The sequence below is a fragment of the Primorskyibacter sp. S87 genome, assembly GCF_049801055.1.
Lineage (GTDB): Bacteria > Pseudomonadota > Alphaproteobacteria > Rhodobacterales > Rhodobacteraceae > JBNAGF01.
In genome coordinates this window covers 184,302-202,214 of record NZ_JBNAGF010000009.1, presented here as the reverse complement: position 1 = coordinate 202,214, position 17,913 = coordinate 184,302, and the positions used below count along the sequence as shown (strand labels likewise).

The 17,913-nt window shown below is 59.5% G+C and carries 15 protein-coding genes; 9 read left to right on the top strand and 6 right to left on the bottom strand.

The window, feature by feature from the left end; genetic code table 11:
* Positions 1 to 18: 18 nt before the first annotated feature.
* Positions 19 to 750, bottom strand: a complete 732-nt coding sequence (locus tag ACP15U_RS15835) for a metallophosphoesterase family protein (protein WP_425043073.1) — start codon at positions 748 to 750, stop codon at positions 19 to 21.
* 153 nt (positions 751 to 903) lie between these two features.
* Here ACP15U_RS15835 and ACP15U_RS15830 point away from each other — a divergent pair, with 153 nt between their 5' ends.
* The 9 genes from ACP15U_RS15830 to ACP15U_RS15790 all read left to right on the top strand — a co-directional run bounded on the left by ACP15U_RS15830 (position 904) and on the right by ACP15U_RS15790 (position 10,459).
* Positions 904 to 3,009 (top strand): YjbH domain-containing protein, encoded by a 2,106-nt coding sequence (locus ACP15U_RS15830; RefSeq protein ID WP_425043072.1) that lies wholly within the window; start codon positions 904 to 906, stop codon positions 3,007 to 3,009.
* A gap of 26 nt (positions 3,010 to 3,035) precedes the next feature.
* Positions 3,036 to 3,647, top strand: coding sequence for a YjbF family lipoprotein (locus tag ACP15U_RS15825; protein WP_425046128.1), 612 nt, complete (start codon positions 3,036 to 3,038; stop codon positions 3,645 to 3,647).
* Between the two features lie 35 nt (positions 3,648 to 3,682).
* Positions 3,683 to 4,120, top strand: a complete 438-nt coding sequence (locus ACP15U_RS15820; RefSeq protein ID WP_425046121.1) for an NUDIX domain-containing protein — start codon at positions 3,683 to 3,685, stop codon at positions 4,118 to 4,120.
* Positions 4,121 to 4,250: 130 nt separating this feature from the next.
* Positions 4,251 to 5,264: a GDP-mannose 4,6-dehydratase gene (locus tag ACP15U_RS15815; RefSeq protein ID WP_425046120.1), complete on the top strand. Its 1,014-nt coding sequence runs from the start codon at positions 4,251 to 4,253 to the stop codon at positions 5,262 to 5,264.
* A 144-nt stretch (positions 5,265 to 5,408) separates the two neighbouring features.
* Complete coding sequence (locus tag ACP15U_RS15810; protein WP_425046119.1) at positions 5,409 to 5,705, top strand: antibiotic biosynthesis monooxygenase family protein; 297 nt, start codon at positions 5,409 to 5,411, stop codon at positions 5,703 to 5,705.
* Between the two features lie 353 nt (positions 5,706 to 6,058).
* On the top strand, positions 6,059 to 6,589 hold the full coding sequence (locus ACP15U_RS15805) for a CoxG family protein (protein ID WP_425046118.1): 531 nt from the start codon (positions 6,059 to 6,061) through the stop codon (positions 6,587 to 6,589).
* Between the two features lie 31 nt (positions 6,590 to 6,620).
* A complete protein-coding gene (locus ACP15U_RS15800) occupies positions 6,621 to 7,106 on the top strand; it encodes a (2Fe-2S)-binding protein (protein ID WP_425046117.1) in 486 nt (161 codons plus the stop codon).
* A 100-nt stretch (positions 7,107 to 7,206) separates the two neighbouring features.
* The gene (locus ACP15U_RS15795) at positions 7,207 to 9,573 is read left to right on the top strand and encodes a xanthine dehydrogenase family protein molybdopterin-binding subunit (protein WP_425046116.1); all 2,367 of its coding nucleotides are present in this window, start codon (positions 7,207 to 7,209) and stop codon (positions 9,571 to 9,573) included.
* A gap of 97 nt (positions 9,574 to 9,670) precedes the next feature.
* Positions 9,671 to 10,459 carry an FAD binding domain-containing protein gene (locus tag ACP15U_RS15790; RefSeq protein WP_425046115.1) on the top strand — a complete coding sequence of 263 codons (789 nt, stop codon included), beginning with the start codon at positions 9,671 to 9,673 and terminating at the stop codon, positions 10,457 to 10,459.
* 75 nt (positions 10,460 to 10,534) lie between these two features.
* Here the strand turns inward: ACP15U_RS15790 and ACP15U_RS15785 are convergent, their stop codons facing one another.
* The 5 genes from ACP15U_RS15785 to ACP15U_RS15765 form a co-directional block, all read right to left on the bottom strand.
* The gene (locus ACP15U_RS15785; RefSeq protein ID WP_425046114.1) at positions 10,535 to 11,983 is read right to left on the bottom strand and encodes a mannose-1-phosphate guanylyltransferase/mannose-6-phosphate isomerase; all 1,449 of its coding nucleotides are present in this window, start codon (positions 11,981 to 11,983) and stop codon (positions 10,535 to 10,537) included.
* 24 nt (positions 11,984 to 12,007) lie between these two features.
* Positions 12,008 to 12,976 carry a GDP-L-fucose synthase gene (fcl, locus tag ACP15U_RS15780; RefSeq protein ID WP_425046113.1) on the bottom strand — a complete coding sequence of 323 codons (969 nt, stop codon included), beginning with the start codon at positions 12,974 to 12,976 and terminating at the stop codon, positions 12,008 to 12,010.
* Between the two features lie 4 nt (positions 12,977 to 12,980).
* Positions 12,981 to 14,102, bottom strand: coding sequence for a GDP-mannose 4,6-dehydratase (gene gmd / locus ACP15U_RS15775; RefSeq protein ID WP_425046112.1), 1,122 nt, complete (start codon positions 14,100 to 14,102; stop codon positions 12,981 to 12,983).
* Positions 14,103 to 14,244: 142 nt separating this feature from the next.
* The gene (locus tag ACP15U_RS15770) at positions 14,245 to 16,422 is read right to left on the bottom strand and encodes a GumC family protein (protein WP_425046111.1); all 2,178 of its coding nucleotides are present in this window, start codon (positions 16,420 to 16,422) and stop codon (positions 14,245 to 14,247) included.
* Between the two features lie 55 nt (positions 16,423 to 16,477).
* Complete coding sequence (locus ACP15U_RS15765) at positions 16,478 to 17,839, bottom strand: polysaccharide biosynthesis/export family protein (protein WP_425046127.1); 1,362 nt, start codon at positions 17,837 to 17,839, stop codon at positions 16,478 to 16,480.
* Positions 17,840 to 17,913 lie beyond the last annotated feature (74 nt).

Here is a 17,913-nt window from a genome sequence, read left to right as displayed (position 1 = left end):
GCGGCCCCTGTGACTTGTTCACTTCATCGTCAGGAATTCTGCGGCTCCGTTGCCGATACCTGCGACGGTGAGTTTGCCTGTTGCGTATGCGCCGGTATCGACGGCGATGATGCCTTGTGTGGCTTGTGGTTCATCGATGATGGTGTGGCCGTGGGCGATCCACATGCCGTCGCGGCGTGGGGTTCTGCCGAACTCGGGATGTCCCCAGAGCAGGTGTTTGGGTTTTTGGTCTTCGAGACCGAACCTGGGATCTGCGGCAGCGTGAACAACGCCGACATTGCCGTTCACGTAAGTGAGCGGCAGGGTGCGCAGCCAGAAGATCATCTCGGATCCCATGGCGTCGCGCAGGGCGTCCCGGGCCGCTTCGAGATCCGGGCCGCGGCTGGTCTCGGTCAGCCCGGCGATGCCAAAGCTGGCCAGCGTCTGTAGGCCACCATAGCGCAGCCAGCGCGGGCCGTGCTCGATCGGGTTTTCGAGGAAGGACAGCAGCATGTCTTCGTGGTTGCCCTTGATGCAATAGGTGTTTGGGCGTCCAAAGAGCTGGCGCAGCACCCCGGCACTTTCCTCGCCCCGGTCCACGTAGTCCCCCACCAGCACCACCGGATGCTGTGGCACAAGCTTGCTGAGCAGCCGACCAAGCAGGTCGGATCGGCCATGCACGTCACCGATCAGGTAGAACGGCACGTCAGGTGCGATGGACGGGTAGATCGGAGAATTGCCGGTTCCCTTGGCAATCCATGATTTCAGCATGCTCGAGCTCCGTTTTGGCAACGGCTGGTTGTGGTAAATCTAGCGCAGTTGCGCCGGAAGTGATACGCGCACCGCGCCAATTTGTGAAGCTTTCCGGCCAATTTGGTAAAGCTCTTAAAAAACAAAATGATAATGTTGAGTGAGCAGGTTTAGATGCGTATTGCCGCATGCGCGATACTGGGATTCGGCTGTGTATTGCTGGCCGAGGATTCCGTGCGCGCGCAGAATTTGTCGACCTATGGGACGCCGGGCCTGATCGACATGCCGTCGGCAGAAGTGCTGCCAACGGCCAATCTTGCGTTTACGGGCGCCGCCTTCAAGGACACTGCGCGCGGGACAATTACGTTCCAGATGCTGCCCTGGGTCTATGGCTCGTTTCGGTATTCCTACATCAAGGATTTCAACCGAGGCGGTGCCGAAAGCCGGTATGACCGGAGCTTCGACATCCACTTTCGCCTGCGCGAGGAAACCGCCCGGGGTCCGGCAATCGGCGTTGGCTTTCGCGATTTCGGCGGCACCGGGATCTATGGCAGTGAATATGTCGTTCTGACCAAGACCTTTGCCGAGCGCTGGAAAGTGACCGGCGGCATGGGTTGGGGCCGGCTAGGCCAACGCAACAGTTTCAAGAACCCGCTGGCGGTGTTTGATGACAAGTTCGAAACGCGGCCGCCGCGTGGAACAGGCTCTACAGGCGGTAAACTGGCCTATGATCAGTGGTTCCGCGGTCCGGCCGCCTTGTTTGGCGGATTGGAGTATCGCCTGAACGACCGGCTTTCCCTTTTGGCCGAATACTCTTCGGACGAATATCAGGAAGAGAAGCAGAAGATCGGGTTTGATGCCGATTTCCCCCTGAACTTCGGGGTCAACTACAAGTTTCGCAACGGCGTCAACATGAACGCCTCTTACATGTACGGCAACACGCTGGGCCTGCAGCTCTCCTATGCCTTCGATCCGCGCAACCCGCTGGCGCCGGGCGGGCTGGACCGCGCGGCCCCGGCGCTGAAGCCGCAGAACCAGGTCGCCGCCGAGAGCTGGAACCTGCCCGACCAGGACAGCGACATGACGGCCCGCGATGTGCTGCGGGCGCGGCTCGACAAGCAGGGCCTGCGGATGACCGGCTATGGGGTCGAGGGCAACCGCGCCATTGTCGAGATCGAGAACAACCGCTTTTCCGCCTCGGCGCAGGCGGCGGGCCGCACCGCGCGCACGATGGCAAACACGCTGGACCCGTCGATCGAGGTGTTTGATATCACGCTTCTGAAGAACGGCGTGCCGATCAACACCATCGAGACCCAGCGCAGCGATCTCTACGAGCTGGAAAACGATGTGGATGGCGCATGGCGCACGCTGGCGCGCTCGGTGATCCGGGATGAGCCTTACGGGTTGCCGCCGGGCACGGTGCCGGGTGCCTTTCCACATACCGGGTATCGCTTCGGCCCTTACCTGCGTCTGTCGTTCTTCGATCCGGACAACCCGCTGCGCTATGAGTTGGGGGCCGAGTTCAAGGGCGACTATGTCGTGCAGCCGGGCCTGTTCCTGACCGGTGCCCTGCGGGTGCCGATCATCGGTAATCTCGACGAGACCACCCGGGTCTCGGACTCGGTCCTGCCCCATGTGCGATCAGACTGGGCGGAATACGCGCGCAACCAGTCCAGCGTGTATGTCCAGCGCCTGACCGCGGCCTATCTCTGGCGTCCGGGTGAGGATCTGTTTGCGCGGGTCTCGGGCGGGTATCTCGAAGAGATGTTCGGCGGGGTTTCGGCCGAGATGCTGTGGTATCCCAATGACAGCCGCCTCGCGCTGGGGGCCGAGATCAACTATGCCAAAAAGCGTGACTATGACATGCTGTTCGGCTTCCAGAGCTATGACGTCGTGACCGGTCACGGCTCGATGTACTACGATCTGGGCAACGAGTATAACCTGCAGATCGATGCGGGCCGCTACCTTGCCGGGGATTGGGGCGCGACCTTCACGCTCGACAAGGAGTTCAACAACGGCTTCAAGGTCGGCGCCTTTGCCACCTTCACCAATGTCAGTGCCGAAGAGTTCGGTGAGGGATCGTTCGACAAGGGGATCCGGTTCGAGGTTCCGGTGTCGTGGCTGACCGGCAAGCCGACGCGGTCGACGGTCAAGCAGACAATCCGGCCGGTTCTGCGCGATGGCGGGGCGCGGCTGATCGTCGACAACCGGCTGCATGAATACACCAGAGACGAGCGCGCCGGGCGGCTGGTTGGACAATGGGGGCGGTTCTACAGATGAGACGAACGCTGGCCCTTGCCTTGCTGATGCCGCTGCTGGCGATGACCAGTGGCTGCGCCAATGACAGCAACGATTTCGTCGAGCTTCAGGCATTGCTGCAGCCCGGCAAGGCCCAGCCCGACCCGCGCATCCAGCCGCTGCTGGATGCGGATGCGCCGCGGCTGCAGGTGGGCTTTCTGGACAGCGGGCTGGCAGGCGTGATGCTGTTGGAGAACAGCCGCGACGGGGTGCGGACCTGGCTGTCGGTGGATGGCGCCACGCTTTTGACCCGGCAGGGCATGATCGTGGGCGAGCGCGGCTTTGGCGCGGGGCTGATGGCCTCGGACATCGCGCAGTCGATGGATGCGGTGCTGGGCGGGTACAGAGCCGAAACCGTGCGCTTCCACTCCTTCCTGACCGGCAACGACCGGACCGAAATGCGCAGCTACAAATGCGTGGTGGAAAACCGCGGCGACAAGATCGTGACGATCCGGGGAACCCCAACCTCCACCCGGATGATGCGCGAGACCTGCAACAGCACCGATCAGAACTTCGTCAATGTCTACTGGATCAGCAACGCCTCAGGCCAGATCGTCCAGTCAAGACAATGGCTCGGCGACTTCGCTGGCGTCGTCACAACAAGGCAGGTGTCAGAATAAACAGAGCTGCACAGATCAAGAAGGCCGCAGGACAGATGGCAATCCATGCAATTACACAGGCAAAGACACATGTAGGTGCGAAGATCGCGCTGCTCTGTAATGGCCAGTTGGTAACCTATCTTCGCGATGATTTCCCGTATATTCACGATCCCGGCCTTTGGGATTTCCCGGGCGGGGAAAGGAATGTCGATGAAACCGCGCTTGAATGTGCGATCCGGGAAACCGGCGAGGAATTTGGCATCAAAGTAGACCCAGCTGATCTGGTCTATGCGTCGGACTACAAGTCACACCAGCCCGGTCGGGCTGATGTGGCCTTTTTTGTCGCTGAAATCACCAGCGAACTGATCGAGAGCATCCGCTTTGGTGAAGAAGGCCAGTATTGGAGGCTGATGACTACCGACGAGTTTCTTGGACGAGAAGATGCCGTTAAGGAACTGCGGCGGGCAATGCAGGACTTCCTGAACGCAAGATGAGGCGGGGATCGTCGGTTCGCCGGTTGTCTGCGCGGGTCCAGTATGGCTCGGGCAATCTTCTGGTGGTTGTGTTCCCGTTCGATCTGGGGCAGAGGGAGCGGGCCTGAATCTCCACGAAAGGTCGTGAACGTTGAAAAAAGTTCTGATCACCGGATCCGCCGGGTTCATCGGTTTTCACCTGTCACGGCTGCTGCTGGACGAAGGGTTCCAGGTGCATGGATATGACGGGATGACCGAGTATTACGATGTCACCCTGAAACAGCGCCGGCATGGCATCCTGCATCAGATGCCGGGGTTCTCGGCCACCGAGGGCATGCTGGAAGATCAGGCGCTGCTGGACCAAGTGGCGGATGAGTTCCAGCCGGACGTGATCGTTCATCTGGCTGGGCAGGCAGGGGTGCGATACAGCCTGGAGAACCCGCGCTCTTACATCGAGAGCAACGTTGTCGGCACGTTCAACGTGATGGAAGCGGCGCGGCGGTTGGAGATCGATCACCTGCTGATGGCGTCGACCTCGTCAATATACGGCGCCAACGAGGACATGCCGTTCTGCGAGACCGACAAGGCCGATGGGCAGTTGACAATCTATGCGGCTACCAAGAAGGCCAATGAGAGCATGGCGCATTCCTATGCGCACCTGTGGAACCTGCCCACGACCATGTTCCGTTTCTTTACGGTCTACGGCACATGGGGGCGGCCGGATCTGGCCTATTTCAAGTTCACCGATGCGATCCTGAACGACCGCCCCATCGACATCTACAATCACGGCGACATGTTCCGCGACTTTACCTATGTCGAAGATCTGGTGCGCGGCATCCGGTTGCTGATCGACGTTGCGCCGGAGCGTCCTGCCTCGAAGGACGAGATCGCCGAAGGCGACAGCCTGTCGCCAGTGGCACCCTATCGCGTGGTAAATATCGGCAACTCAGAGAAGGTGCGACTTTTGGATTTTGTCGACGCTATCGAAGAGGCGGTCGGCAAGAAGGCGGTGCGGAACTACATGGAGATGCAGAAAGGCGATGTACCCGCGACATGGGCCGATGCGTCCCTTTTGCATCGTCTGACCGGATATCGCCCACAGACCGATCTCAGGGACGGTCTGGCCAAATTCGTCGCTTGGTATCGGGGCTACTACGGCGTCTGACCTCCTTTTCTGACCCTTCCTCGTTCTCATGATGTGGTTTCTGCCTCGGGGCTTAGGTCGATTGCTGTTTCATGGTATGTTGTCGCCACTTTGGATCTGCTCCAAAGGTTCATGCGTCATGCAAACAGAAGGGGAGGGCCGACCATGATCATGCGCATCTTTCAGGTGACAGTGCACCCCGGCAAGGAATCTGAGTTTGCCGACTTTTTTCACAACACTGCGATTCCGCTGATGAGAGGCACAAAGGGGATCGTGTCGGTTCTGCCCGGTGCGGCGCGGTCCGAAACGCCGAACGAGTTCAGTTTCGTGATGGTCTGGGAGGATCTCGATGCGCTCAAGGCATTCGTTGGTGACGACTACACCAGCGCGCATATCGACCCCGCAGAGGCTGAACTGGTCGCAGCGCGTACCATCCGGCATTACGACCTTGTCGAAGCCTGACCCGCCCTACTGGGGACCATTAGACAAAGGTCGGAATTCCCATCGGGTTCAAACCAATGTCCTATACCCCGAGCGGAAGGGGCTGCGGTAGGTACATCCCGGAACGCGATGGGGAGGATGCAATGACACTCACGAATGCGCGGAAGCCGGCGCCCGGGTTCGCTTTTGCCGTAGGCTGCGACTGGTGCAACCCGTGAAACACGGCACGACCGCCCCAGCCTCACAGTCCTGGGCAGGCACATTGCGATTGCAGACGACCGTCGTTTCAGGGCTGACGCAGGGTCGGTTCCTAAATCCTTGCAGATCTACCGGCGCGGTGGTCCTGTAGTGAAGCGCATATTGGAGGAAAAGCCATGCAACTGACGGGCTCGCGCGAGATTTCGGCCCCCCGGTCTGAGGTCTGGAACAATCTTCTCTCGGCGGAAACGCTCAAGGAATGTGTTCCCGGATGTCAGGAGATGTCGGGGTCGCCCGAAGATGGATTCGAGGCGGTTGTCGTTCAGAAGGTCGGCCCAGTCAAAGCCACTTTTAAGGGTGGCGTGATGCTTTCGGACATGGTCGAGGGGGAAAGTCTGAAACTGTCCGGTGAGGGCAAGGGCGGCGCGGCTGGTTTTGCAAAGGGTGAAGCCGATGTGCGTCTGAGCGACACGGAAGATGGTGGAACGCTGCTGGAATATGACGTGGAGGCCAAGGTCGGCGGCAAGCTGGCGCAACTTGGAAGCCGTATCATTGACGGGTTTGCCAAAAAGATGGCCGACCAGTTCTTTGAGCGTTTCCAGCAAACCGTAGAAGGGCCGGTGGAAAAGGAAGCCACTGCGGAAGAACCGGCTGCGGAAGAAGAAGGTGAAAAGAAAGGCTGGCTCGGCCGCGTGCTGGGCAGTTGACACTCAATCGTACTCAGGGAGGAGTAAACGAATGACCCAGGTAAGTATGAGGGTAAACGGCAGCGTCCGCTCGGGCGAGGCGGAGGGGCGCACCTTGCTGTCGACCTTTCTGCGCGACGAGCTTGGTCTGACCGGCACCCATATCGGCTGTGATACCAGCCAATGCGGTGCATGCGTCGTGCATGTGGACGGCAAGCCGGTCAAGAGCTGCACGATGTTCGCAATGGAGGCCGAGGGGGCCGAGGTTGAAACCATCGAAGGTCAGGCCAATGCGGATGGATCCCTGAATGTGATCCAGCAGGCATTTCAGGATCATCACGGGCTTCAGTGCGGGTTTTGCACGCCGGGCATGGTGATGTCGGCGGCGGCTTTGCTCAAGGAAAACCCCAAGCCGTCCGAGGCCGAGATCCGGAACTATCTCGAAGGGAATATCTGCCGCTGTACCGGGTACCACAACATCGTCAAGGCAATCCTTGCGGCCAGTGGCCAGGATGTCGGCGCGATAGCGGCCGAGTGACCGGAGCCAACTGACAGACCTGCGCGGGTCTCTGCATTCCCTGAAGGCGTGATCGCCTCGGGACGGGACCCGGACCAGCAACAGCAAAGAGGATTCAGATATGCCCAAAGACGGAGGCATTGGCGCCAGCCCGAAGCGGCGCGAAGACGTTCGGTTCCTGACCGGGAACGGCAAGTATACAGATGACATCAACATGGTGGGCCAGACCTTTGCGGCCTTTGCCCGATCAGATGTGGCCAACGGTCGGATCAAGTCGATCGACACCAGCGCAGCCGAGGCGATGCCCGGCGTTCTGGCTGTGTTTACCGGTGAGGATTTTGTCGAGGTAGGCGGCAACCCGGCCGGGTGGCTGATCAACAGCCGTGACGGCGAGCCAATGAAGGAACCTAAGCGCCCGGTGCTGGCGCATGGCAAGGTACGCCATGTTGGTGATGCCTATGCCGCAGTCATCGCGGAAACCGCCGAACAGGCCCGCGATGCTGTCGAGGCGCTTGACGCCGACATCGAAGAGTTGCCGGCCGTGGTCGATATGGCGGCCGCGCTGGCCGGTAGCGAGCTTGTGCATGACGAGATCGAAACGAACCAGTGTTTCGACTGGGGCTGGATCGAGGACAACCGCGAAGCGACCGACGCTGCGATCAAGGCGGCGCCGCATGTCACGACGCTGGAACTGGTGAACAACCGGCTTGTTGCCAACCCGATGGAGCCTCGTTCGTCTTCGGCGGTTTATGACGCATCAAGCGACAGCTACACGCTATACACGACGTCGCAGAATCCGCACCTGACGCGGCTGCTGATCTCGGCTTTTGTTCTGGGCATTCCTGAAAACAAGCTGACTGTGATCGCACCTGATGTCGGCGGTGGCTTCGGTTCGAAGATCTATCATTACGGCGAAGAGGCTCTGGTTCTGGCAGCCGCAAAGAAGATTGGCCGTCCTGTTCGCTGGACTTCGACCCGCTCCGAGGCATTCCTGACTGATTGCCACGGGCGCGACCATGTCACAAAGATTGAGCTGGCCTGTGAAAAGGACGGCACGTTCATTGCGTTCCGCACCGAGACCATGGCCAATGTGGGTGCCTACCTGTCGAACTTCTCGACGGCCACACCGACCTTCCTGCATGGCACGCTCATGGCGGGGAACTACACGGTTCCCAACGTCTATGTGAACGTCAAAGCGGTGTTTACAAACACAGTTCCTGTGGACGCGTATCGCGGGGCAGGGCGCCCCGAGGCGACCTATTCCATCGAGCGGGTGATCGACATGGCCGCACGGGAGCTGGGCATGGATCCGCTGGAGATCCGGCGCAAGAACTTTGTCAAACCCGATCAGTACCCGTTCGCGAGTGCCGCCGGGCTCGAGTATGACACCGGCAACTACGATGCGCTGGTAGACCGTTTGGAAGAGATCATCGATCGCCCCGGATTTGCGGCGCGCCGCGCGGCTTCGGAAGCCAAGGGCAAGCTGCGGGGGTTTGGCGTCAACGCCTATATCGAGGCCTGCGGGATCGCACCGTCGAACCTTGTTGGGATCCTTGGCAGCCGTGTCGGTCTCTATGACGCTGCCACGGTGCGGGTGAATGCCACCGGCAATCTGTCGGTCATGGTGGGCGCCCACAGCCACGGTCAGGGCCACGAAACCGTATTCCCACAGGTGGTTGCCGAGATGCTGGGCATCGACGCGTCGTCGGTGGACATCGTTCACGGGGACACGTCAAAGATCCCGTTTGGCATGGGCACCTATGGCTCGCGCTCGCTTGCGGTCGGGGGGTCGGCCGTTGTCCGGGCCACCGAAAAGATCATCAACAAGGCGCGCAAGATCGCGGCGCATATGTTGGAGGCCTCCGAGGCGGATATCGAACTGAAGGACGGCCAGTTCTCGGTCGCCGGCACCGACAAATCGGTGAGCTTCGGCGAAGTGGCGCTCAAGGCCTATATCCCGCACGAATTCCCGCTGGAGGATATCGAGCCCGGGCTGGAGGAAACCGCGTTCTACGACCCGGCCAACTTCACTTATCCGTCCGGAGCTTATGCCTGCGAGGTCGAGGTTGATCCCGAAACCGGCAAGGTCACCGTCGAGCGATTTGCGGCGGTGGATGATTTCGGAAACGTGATCAACCCGATGATCGTCAGCGGCCAGGTCCAGGGTGGACTGGGTCAGGGGATCGGGCAGGCTTTGCTGGAAAACAGCACCTATGACGAAAACGGCCAGCTGTTGAGCGCGTCCTACATGGATTACGCGATGCCGCGCGCGGCTGATGTGCCGTTCTTCGAGGTGGACCATTCCTGCGTCACGCCCTGCACCCACAATCCATTGGGGGTAAAGGGTTGCGGCGAGGCCGGGGCGATCGGATCTCCGCCCACGGTTGTCAACGCCGTCGTAGATGCGTTGCAGTCGGGAGGCCACAATGTGACGCATCTCGATATGCCGGTCAGCCCGGGCCGTGTCTGGGCCGCAATGCAGGGGTGAGTTGAAGGGGCAGGGCGAGGGGCCAGCCCCTCGCGCACCCCGGAGTATTTCCAAATAGATGAAGAGAGGAACATCTCTCTTTGGAAAGGAAGACGAAATGTACAATTTCGAGTTCGTGAAGCCGGCGACTGTCGATGAGGCCGTTGCGGCGATGAAGAAAGAAGGCGCGCAGGCGCTGGGTGGTGGTCAGACGCTGCTGCCGACAATGAAACAGCGGCTGGCGTCGCCGGAAAGCCTTGTCTGCTTGTCGGGAATGGCGGAGCTGGTTGGGGTGAACGCAGGCGACGGTGCGGTGACAGTCGGCGCCGCGACGACCCATGCTCAGGTGGCTGCCGATGCGGCCGGATCCTATCCGGCGCTGGCGGATCTGGCCAGTAACATTGGCGATCCGGCGGTACGCAGCCGCGGAACGCTTGGCGGTTCGATTGCCAATAATGACCCGGCAGCTTGTTATCCGGCGGCGGTTCTGGGATCCGGCGCCACGGTGACAACCAATGCCCGCTCCCTGTCGGCGGACGACTACTTTACGGGGCTATTTGAAACCGCTCTGGACGAAGGAGAGATTGTGACCTCGGTTTCGTTCCCTGTACCGGAGAAGGCCAACTACCAGAAGTTCGACCAGCCCGCTTCGCGCTTTGCTCTCGTGGGTGTTTTCGTGGCGAAGTATCCTGATGGGGTCCGGGTGGCGGTCACTGGCGCGTCAGAAGGCGGGGTGTTCCGTTGGGCCGAGGCAGAGGCCGCGCTGAGCGGAGACTTTGCGGCTTCGGCTCTGGAAGGAATGAAGCCCGGCGCCGATGGCATGATTTCTGATCTGCATGGCAGTTCGGAGTATCGGGCGCATCTGGTTGGCGTGCTGACGCGCAGGGCCGTAGACGCAGCAGGGTGATTTCTTAGGTTGCAGAAAAAGATTGGCCCCGCCTTGGCAAGGGCGGGGCCAATCTTTTTTCGCGGTTGTTGAGGTTCAGCCCTTGGCGCCCTGTCCGCGGGCATAGACATCTTCGTATCGGATGATGTCGTCCTCGCCGAGATAGGAGCCTGTCTGCACTTCGATAAGGACCATCGGCACTTTCCCGGGATTCTCCATGCGGTGCACGGCGCCGAGCGGAATGTAGACGGACTGATTTTCCGTCACCAGTTTCACGTCTTCGTCGACGGTGACCTTGGCCGTGCCTTCCACGACGATCCAGTGTTCTGACCGGTGGTGATGGCTCTGAAGGCTGAGCGCGGCGCCGGGATGGACGTGGATGCGTTTGACCTGAAACCGTTCTCCGACGACGAGGCTTTCGAACCATCCCCAGGGGCGATAGTCGCGCGGCAGGGTCTCGGCCTGCGCCGCGCCGTTGGCCTTGAGCGCGGCCACGGCTTTCTTGACCTCTTGCGCTCGGTCCTTGTGGGCAACCAGAACCGCATCTGGCATGGCCACCGCGATCACGTCTTTCAATCCGATCCCAACCAGCTGCTGAGCCTCGGATTCTGCCCGCAACAGGGCGTTCTCGCAGTCAACCGCGGTGGCGGGGCCGGTTGTGACAACACCGTCCGCGTCGGGGCCACTTTCGCGCCAGACCGCATCCCAGCCGCCGAGATCTGACCAGACACCGCCATAAGGCACGACGGTTAGGTTGTCGGCCTTTTCCATCACGGCGTAGTCGATGGAGATGTCATCGAGAGTTGCCCAATGATCGGGCGCAAGCCGGGTAAAGCCGAGATCCTTTTCGGCAGCTGCGACGGCCTTGCGCGCGCCGTCCAGCATGGCTGGCGCATGGGCTTGGAATGCGTCGATCAGAGCAGCCGTCGAGAACAGGAAGATGCCCGCGTTCCAGAGATAACTGCCGGCGTCCAGCATCTGTTGCGCGGCCGCAGTGTCAGGTTTTTCGACAAAGGCCTTGAGCGGCTGGGGCAGAGGCGAAAACTCGGTATCCGGGGCTTGGGTCAGTTCAAGCCAGCCGTAACCGGTTTCGGCGCGATCGGGTCGGATGCCGAAAGTCACAAGCTGCCCGGCCTGTGCCGCCGGAGTGGCTGCTATCACTGCTGCGCGGAATCGATCTGCATCGGGGATGACATGATCGGACGGCGCTACGAGCATCAGCGCGCCGGGTTCCTGTGCCTCGAGCACCAGCGCTGCGGCCAGAATGGCCGGAGCGGTGTTGCGGCCCTCGGGTTCGATCAGGGTTGCTGCGGGTGCGATTTCGGCCCCGGCAAGCTGTTCCAGAACTATAAACCGGAAATCCGATCCGGTTATCACGAGCGGTGCAGCAAATCCTTCGCCGGACAGGCGTCGAGCGGAAGCCTGAAACAGGCTTTCTTCGCCGGTCAGGTTGGCGAACTGCTTTGGGTAGCTTTTGCGGGACAATGGCCAAAGCCGGGTTCCGGAGCCGCCGCAAAGGAGCAAAGGATGAATGGTCGCGGTCATAATGTACTCCTTGAATTCGATAGGTCAGCGACGGAACGTATCCTGGTTGTCGAGAAACCACTGGTAGGTTTCGCGCACGCCATCGGCCAGTGCAATTCGCGCCGACCAGCCCATGTTGTCCAGCCGCGAGACATCCATCAGCTTGCGCGGGGTGCCATCAGGCTTGGACGGGTCTGTGGTGATCTGGCCGGTGAAGCCGGTTACTTCGCCAACCATCTGTGCCAGATCGAGAATGCTGATATCCGTGCCGCTGCCGACATTGATATGGCTGAGCATCGGCTCGGTATTCGCGTCATAGGCATCCTTGGGCAGGTCATGCACAAAAAGCGATGCCTCTGCCATGTCGTCGACATGCAGGAATTCCCGGCGCGGAGTTCCTGTCCCCCAGATCATCACCTCGTCGGTCCCGTTCTGGACAGCCTCGTGAAAACGGCGGATCAGAGCAGGCAGAACATGCGAGTTCTCGGGGTGGAAATTGTCTCCGGGCCCGTAGAGGTTTGTCGGCATGACCGACCTGTAATCCGTGTTATGTTGCCTATTGTAGCTCTCGCACAATTTGATTCCTGCGATCTTTGCGATCGCATACGGTTCATTTGTCGGCTCAAGCACGCCGGTCAGCAAGGCGTCTTCGCGCATGGGCTGTTCAGCCAGCTTTGGGTAGATGCAGCTTGACCCCAATTGCAGAAGCTTTCGGACGCCGGCAGAGAAGGCCTGATGAATGACGTTACATTCGATCATCAGGTTTTCATAGATGAAGTCGGCCGGATAACTGTTGTTGGCGACGATGCCGCCGACCTTGGCTGCGGCGAGGATAACCTGATCGGGTTTCTCATCCCCCATAAAGTCACGAACAGCCTGCTGGTTGGACAGATCCAGTTCCGAATGTGTGCGGGTCACGATCGTCATGTCTTCGCCAGCGGCCCGGCGTGCTTCGAGGCGACGCAATATGGCGCCGCCAACCATGCCTCGGTGACCTGCAACATAGATTTTCATCGGCTTACCCCTCGACCGAAACCGGAAGATCCATTCCGTGATCCTTCAACAGAGCATAGCGCCTTGCGGCTTTCAGGTCTTCGGCGACCATTTCGGCGCACATTTCCTGAACGGTAATCTCTGGCGTCCACCCAAGTTTCTGCTTGGCTTTTGCCGGATCGCCGAGAAGAGTCTCAACCTCTGCCGGGCGGAAGTAGCGCGGGTCGATCCGCATGATGACGTCACCGACCTTGAGGGCGGGTGCATCTCCGCCTTCGATGGCGGTTACGGTTGCGATTTCGTCAACGCCTTCGCCGGAAAATTCGACCGTGATTCCCAGCTCTGCCGCCGACCACGAAATGAACTCCCGCACGGAATACTGCACCCCGGTGGCGATGACAAAATCCTCGGCCTCGTCCTGTTGCAGCATCATCCATTGCATCCGGACGTAGTCCTTGGCATGGCCCCAGTCGCGCAGGCTGTCGATGTTACCCATGTAAAGGCAAGGTTCGAGCCCCTGAGCGATGTTGGCCAGACCGCGCGTGATCTTGCGGGTCACGAAGGTTTCGCCCCGGCGCGGGCTCTCGTGATTGAACAGGATGCCGTTGCACGCATACATACCATAGGCCTCGCGGTAGTTCACGGTGATCCAGTAGGAATAGAGCTTGGCCACGGCATATGGCGACCTCGGGTGGAACGGCGTGGTTTCTTTCTGCGGGATCTCCTGAACCAGGCCATAGAGTTCTGACGTGGAGGCTTGATAGAAGCGGGTCTTCTTTTCCAGACCGAGGAATCGAATGGCTTCGAGGAGACGCAGGGTGCCCATGGCGTCGACATCCGCGGTATATTCCGGGCTTTCAAAACTGACCGCCACATGAGACTGCGCGCCGAGGTTGTAGACCTCGTCAGGCTGAACCTCCTGAATAATGCGGGTCAGGTTCGAAGTGTCGGTCAAGTCGCCGTAATGCAGTCTGAACTTGGCATGATCTGTGTGCGGATCTTCATAGATGTGATCGACCCGTTGGGTGTTGAACATCGAGGCACGGCGCTTGATGCCGTGCACTTCATAACCTTTTTCGAGCAGGAATTCCGCGAGATAGGAGCCGTCTTGCCCCGTGACGCCGGTGATGAGAGCTTTTTTGGTCAATGACTCGTTCCTGACTTTGGATCGCGTTCCGGCGTTGTCCGGCGCGCGAATGAAACAAACAACTAAAATCTGTTTAGTGATTTGAGCGCGCGGGTAAAGGCCATACCCGCCTGTTCAAAGGCCATGTTGCCAGTAGAAAGCGTTAGTTTGTGTAGTATTTCCGGCCGTAGCGCGAGTAAGCACCGTACTGGCCCCCATAGCCGTAGCGCTTCATGCCTTTCATGTCGATCTGGCTCAGCACCACGCCGGATGGACGGATGTTGACGCTGGCCAACATCCGCAGGCCTTCGGAAACCTGCGTTTGCTCGGTTGAATCCCAGTGAACGGCGAACAGCAATGCGTCCACGTGCTGTGCGATGGTGCGTGCATCCGGAACAACCAGAACCGGAGGCGTGTCGATGATGATGATGTCATAAGCCGACCGCACCGCCTTCATCAGCTGGGCGAACCGGTCCGATGAGAACAGGTCCGCCACGTTTGCCTCGGTCTTTTCGCCAAGCAGCACATCTGTTCCAACTTCGGGGATCTGTCGGACAGCATCCTGCAGTCGGGTCTGCCCGGCGAGAACCGAAATCATTCCAGTTTCGTAGTCTTTCTCGCTGAAATACTCCGAGAACACGAGGCGGCGCAGGTCGCCTTCGATCAGCAGAACCCGTTTATCGAGACCCGAGAAGCTTTGGGCGAGAGCCAGCGAAATCGTGGTCTTGCCTTCGCCGGGGATCGACGAGGTCAACATGATCACCTGAGGCGGCTTGTCGACATTGGACAGCATGATCGAGGTGCGCAGGTTTCGTATCGCTTCTGCCGCTGCTGAGGCGGGTTTTTCGCGCAGATACTTGATCACGTTGCGGCGCTTACGGGCCGGCAGTCGCGGGATTTGCCCCATGACGGTGACGCCGGTTCCGGTCTCAAGCTGTTGCGAGGTGCGAAAGGTATTGTTGAGGAATTCGCGCAGCAGGATCAGGCCCGCACCGAGCATCAGGCCAAGTATGCCTGCGAGAGCGACAATGCGGGATTTCCTTGGCGCAGACGGGAAGGTCGGCAACACGGCCTTGGACAGAACACGGCTGTCGGCTTGCTGGATGCCCTGCTGCACTGATGTCTCTTTCAGACGCCCCAAGAAATACTCATAGATGGACCGGGCCGCTTCCGCCTCGCGGGTCAGCTGTTGCAGGGTGACGAGATCCTTGGATTGCCGTTCGATCTGATCTTCGATGTTGTCGAGGGATTGGGTCAGGCCCGAAATCTGGCCTTCGAGACGGGTCAGACCAACGGTTTCGCCGCGAACCAACTGGTCGAATTGGGTGTCGAACAGCTCACCGGGCATGGTGCCTGACTCCACCCGTTTCAGGCTTTGGTTCAGGGTTGGGTTGTTGAGAATTCGCGCCATCTCTTGGCGGTTTCCGCTTGCACCGGCGGCTTGCAGAGCTTCGATCCGGCTGGCGGCGGCCTGCGCGCGCTCGGTTGTCAGCTTCAGCCGTTCCCGTGTGTCCTTGGCCTGACGGTTGAGACCTTCCAAGGCTTCAGGGCTGATCAATTCGGTCTGCGCGTTAAACGCCTTGACCTCGGCCTCGGCGGCTTCGAGATCGACCTGCAAATCGGCGACCCGTTCAGACAGCCATTCGGTGGCGCGCTGGGTAGCTTCGAATTTCACATCGAGCTGGTTCAGCACGTAGAGGTCGGCCAGCGTGTTGGCCATCAGACGGGACTTTAGCGGATCCTCGGTGGTGGCCGTGATCTTGAACACATAGGTGTTGCGGACGTTCGAGATGTTGATGGCCCTGGTCACGGTGGTGGTGACGTTTTCCAGAAGCTGTTCTTCGGTCGGGGCCGGTGCCTCCGGTTCGGGGCCGGTGATCAGCCCCTTGACGAAGGATTTGGCCTGACCGACCGAAAAGCCCGGATCTTCCCGCAAGCGGCCGTTGAATTCCGGATCGTTGACCAGATCAAGCTTGACCACAAGCTTTTTGGCCAGCTCGCGGGATTTCAGCACTTCGACTTCGGTGTTGATGCTGGTCTGGTCTCCGGCCAGACCGGACACGACGCTTTCAAAGTCGACCACCTGTTCCTGCCGATTCTCCAGCGTAACAAAAGCGGTGGTCGAGTAGACCGGAACAGCCACGATATAGGCATAGTATCCGCCAATCAGAACCGCCACGGCCATGCAGGCTGCGATCCACCACTTTCCGCGCCAGAGGGTTCGGAACAATTGCCCAAGATCGATTTCGTCGTCGTCGGCGATGACGGTTTCGACCTGCGGGCCGGTTGGATGGTTGGGATGGGCAGCCGTGTTCTGGTTGATCGGTTCAATATTGTTCACGCAACAATCCCGTCTTGCGAGTTTTGTTCAAGCCCCGAGCAGATTGGGGCCAATTTTAGTTTACAACACCCGCGACCGATGAGGTGACGAGGTTTGGTGCCAGCTGCGTCAGCACGCGATTCCATTTGGTGATCGGCTGCTCCGCAATAAAGATAACATCGTTCGGGCGCAATTCCATCCGTGTGGCGAGAATGAAGTTGGCCGCATTGGTTGTATCCAGATTCCAAGCGGTCACACCGCCAAACGCCTGAGGATTTGCCTCACCACGCAGAATGTAGATCTGCCGCGGGTCGCCTGTCCGGTTCAGATACCCTTCGCCTTCGCTGTAGAGGGCGTCGGCCAATGTCGCTTTGCGCTCGAAGGGCAACGCGTAACGCGCCTGCTGGAAGACCTCGCCGACCAGATAAACATAATCCCGGTCCACGGCCTCAACAGCAAGGCGTTCAGAGAAATTCTCGCGCTGTTCGTCAAGCTCGTCTCGTCGCAGGCTTACTTCGACTTCCAGCTCGTTCAACGCGTTGAAACGGGCATTCTGCTTGTAGTTCGACAGCTGGATTTGTTGAGCGAAATACTCCGACGCCTTGTCGAGTTCGAAATCAGTGTCAACAAAAACGCTGTCCCCATCCTGGAGCGTCACGTTTTGCAACGATCCCTTCTGATAATACTCCCGCACCGGGATCTGGTAGAGCGTGCCATCGCGATAGATGCGAACCGAAGCGTAGTCCTGATCCACCAGTTGGAACCCGCCGGCCGCGTTGATCGCCTGGTTCAGTTTCAACGGCGTTAGCGTCAAAGGCACTACGGTGGGCGAACTGACGGCGCCGCCAACTGAAACGCGCTGGGAATTGAATTCAGAGATCTCGAGACTAAAAGCCGGGTTCAGCCCGGCCTCGACCAAGGCGTTGAATACGGCGTTTTCGGCTTCTTCCAGCGTCTTGCCGGCTACCATCACACGACCAACATCGGGAATCGAAATCGCGCCGTCATCCTGAACGGTGTACCCTTGACGCTTGTTTTCGGCTGCCAGCAAGCCGGTCAGTTCCTCAACCGACGACGTTGCGCTAGGCGTTGCCAGCAAAAGCTTGTCTTCGATCCCAATCCGGTATTGCGTGCGCGCAGGTTCGGGCGGAACCCGGGTTTCGATCTTTCCCGGTCGGGACTCGGGCAGATAGGCAGGTTCAACCGAAGTATTGGGCATTTTTAACCCGCCCCCTGCCCCGGCCGAGGCAAAGAACACTTCGGGAAGCTGTTTTGGAACATAGCTGGATCGGTTCGCGGCCAAAACACTTTCAGCCGTCAAAGGAACCACACGCACTTGCGAGCCGCTTTCGGCGACTCCCTCTGATACGGACGATGAATGATAGGCCAGGCCACAGCCAGCAAGCAACAGGGCGCCCAGAAACGGGAACACTTTCATCACGGTCTACTCCACCTGCCTCGGTTTTTTTTGTTGCTTCGTTGTCTACTTAAGGTTGGGAAACGAAACAAGTT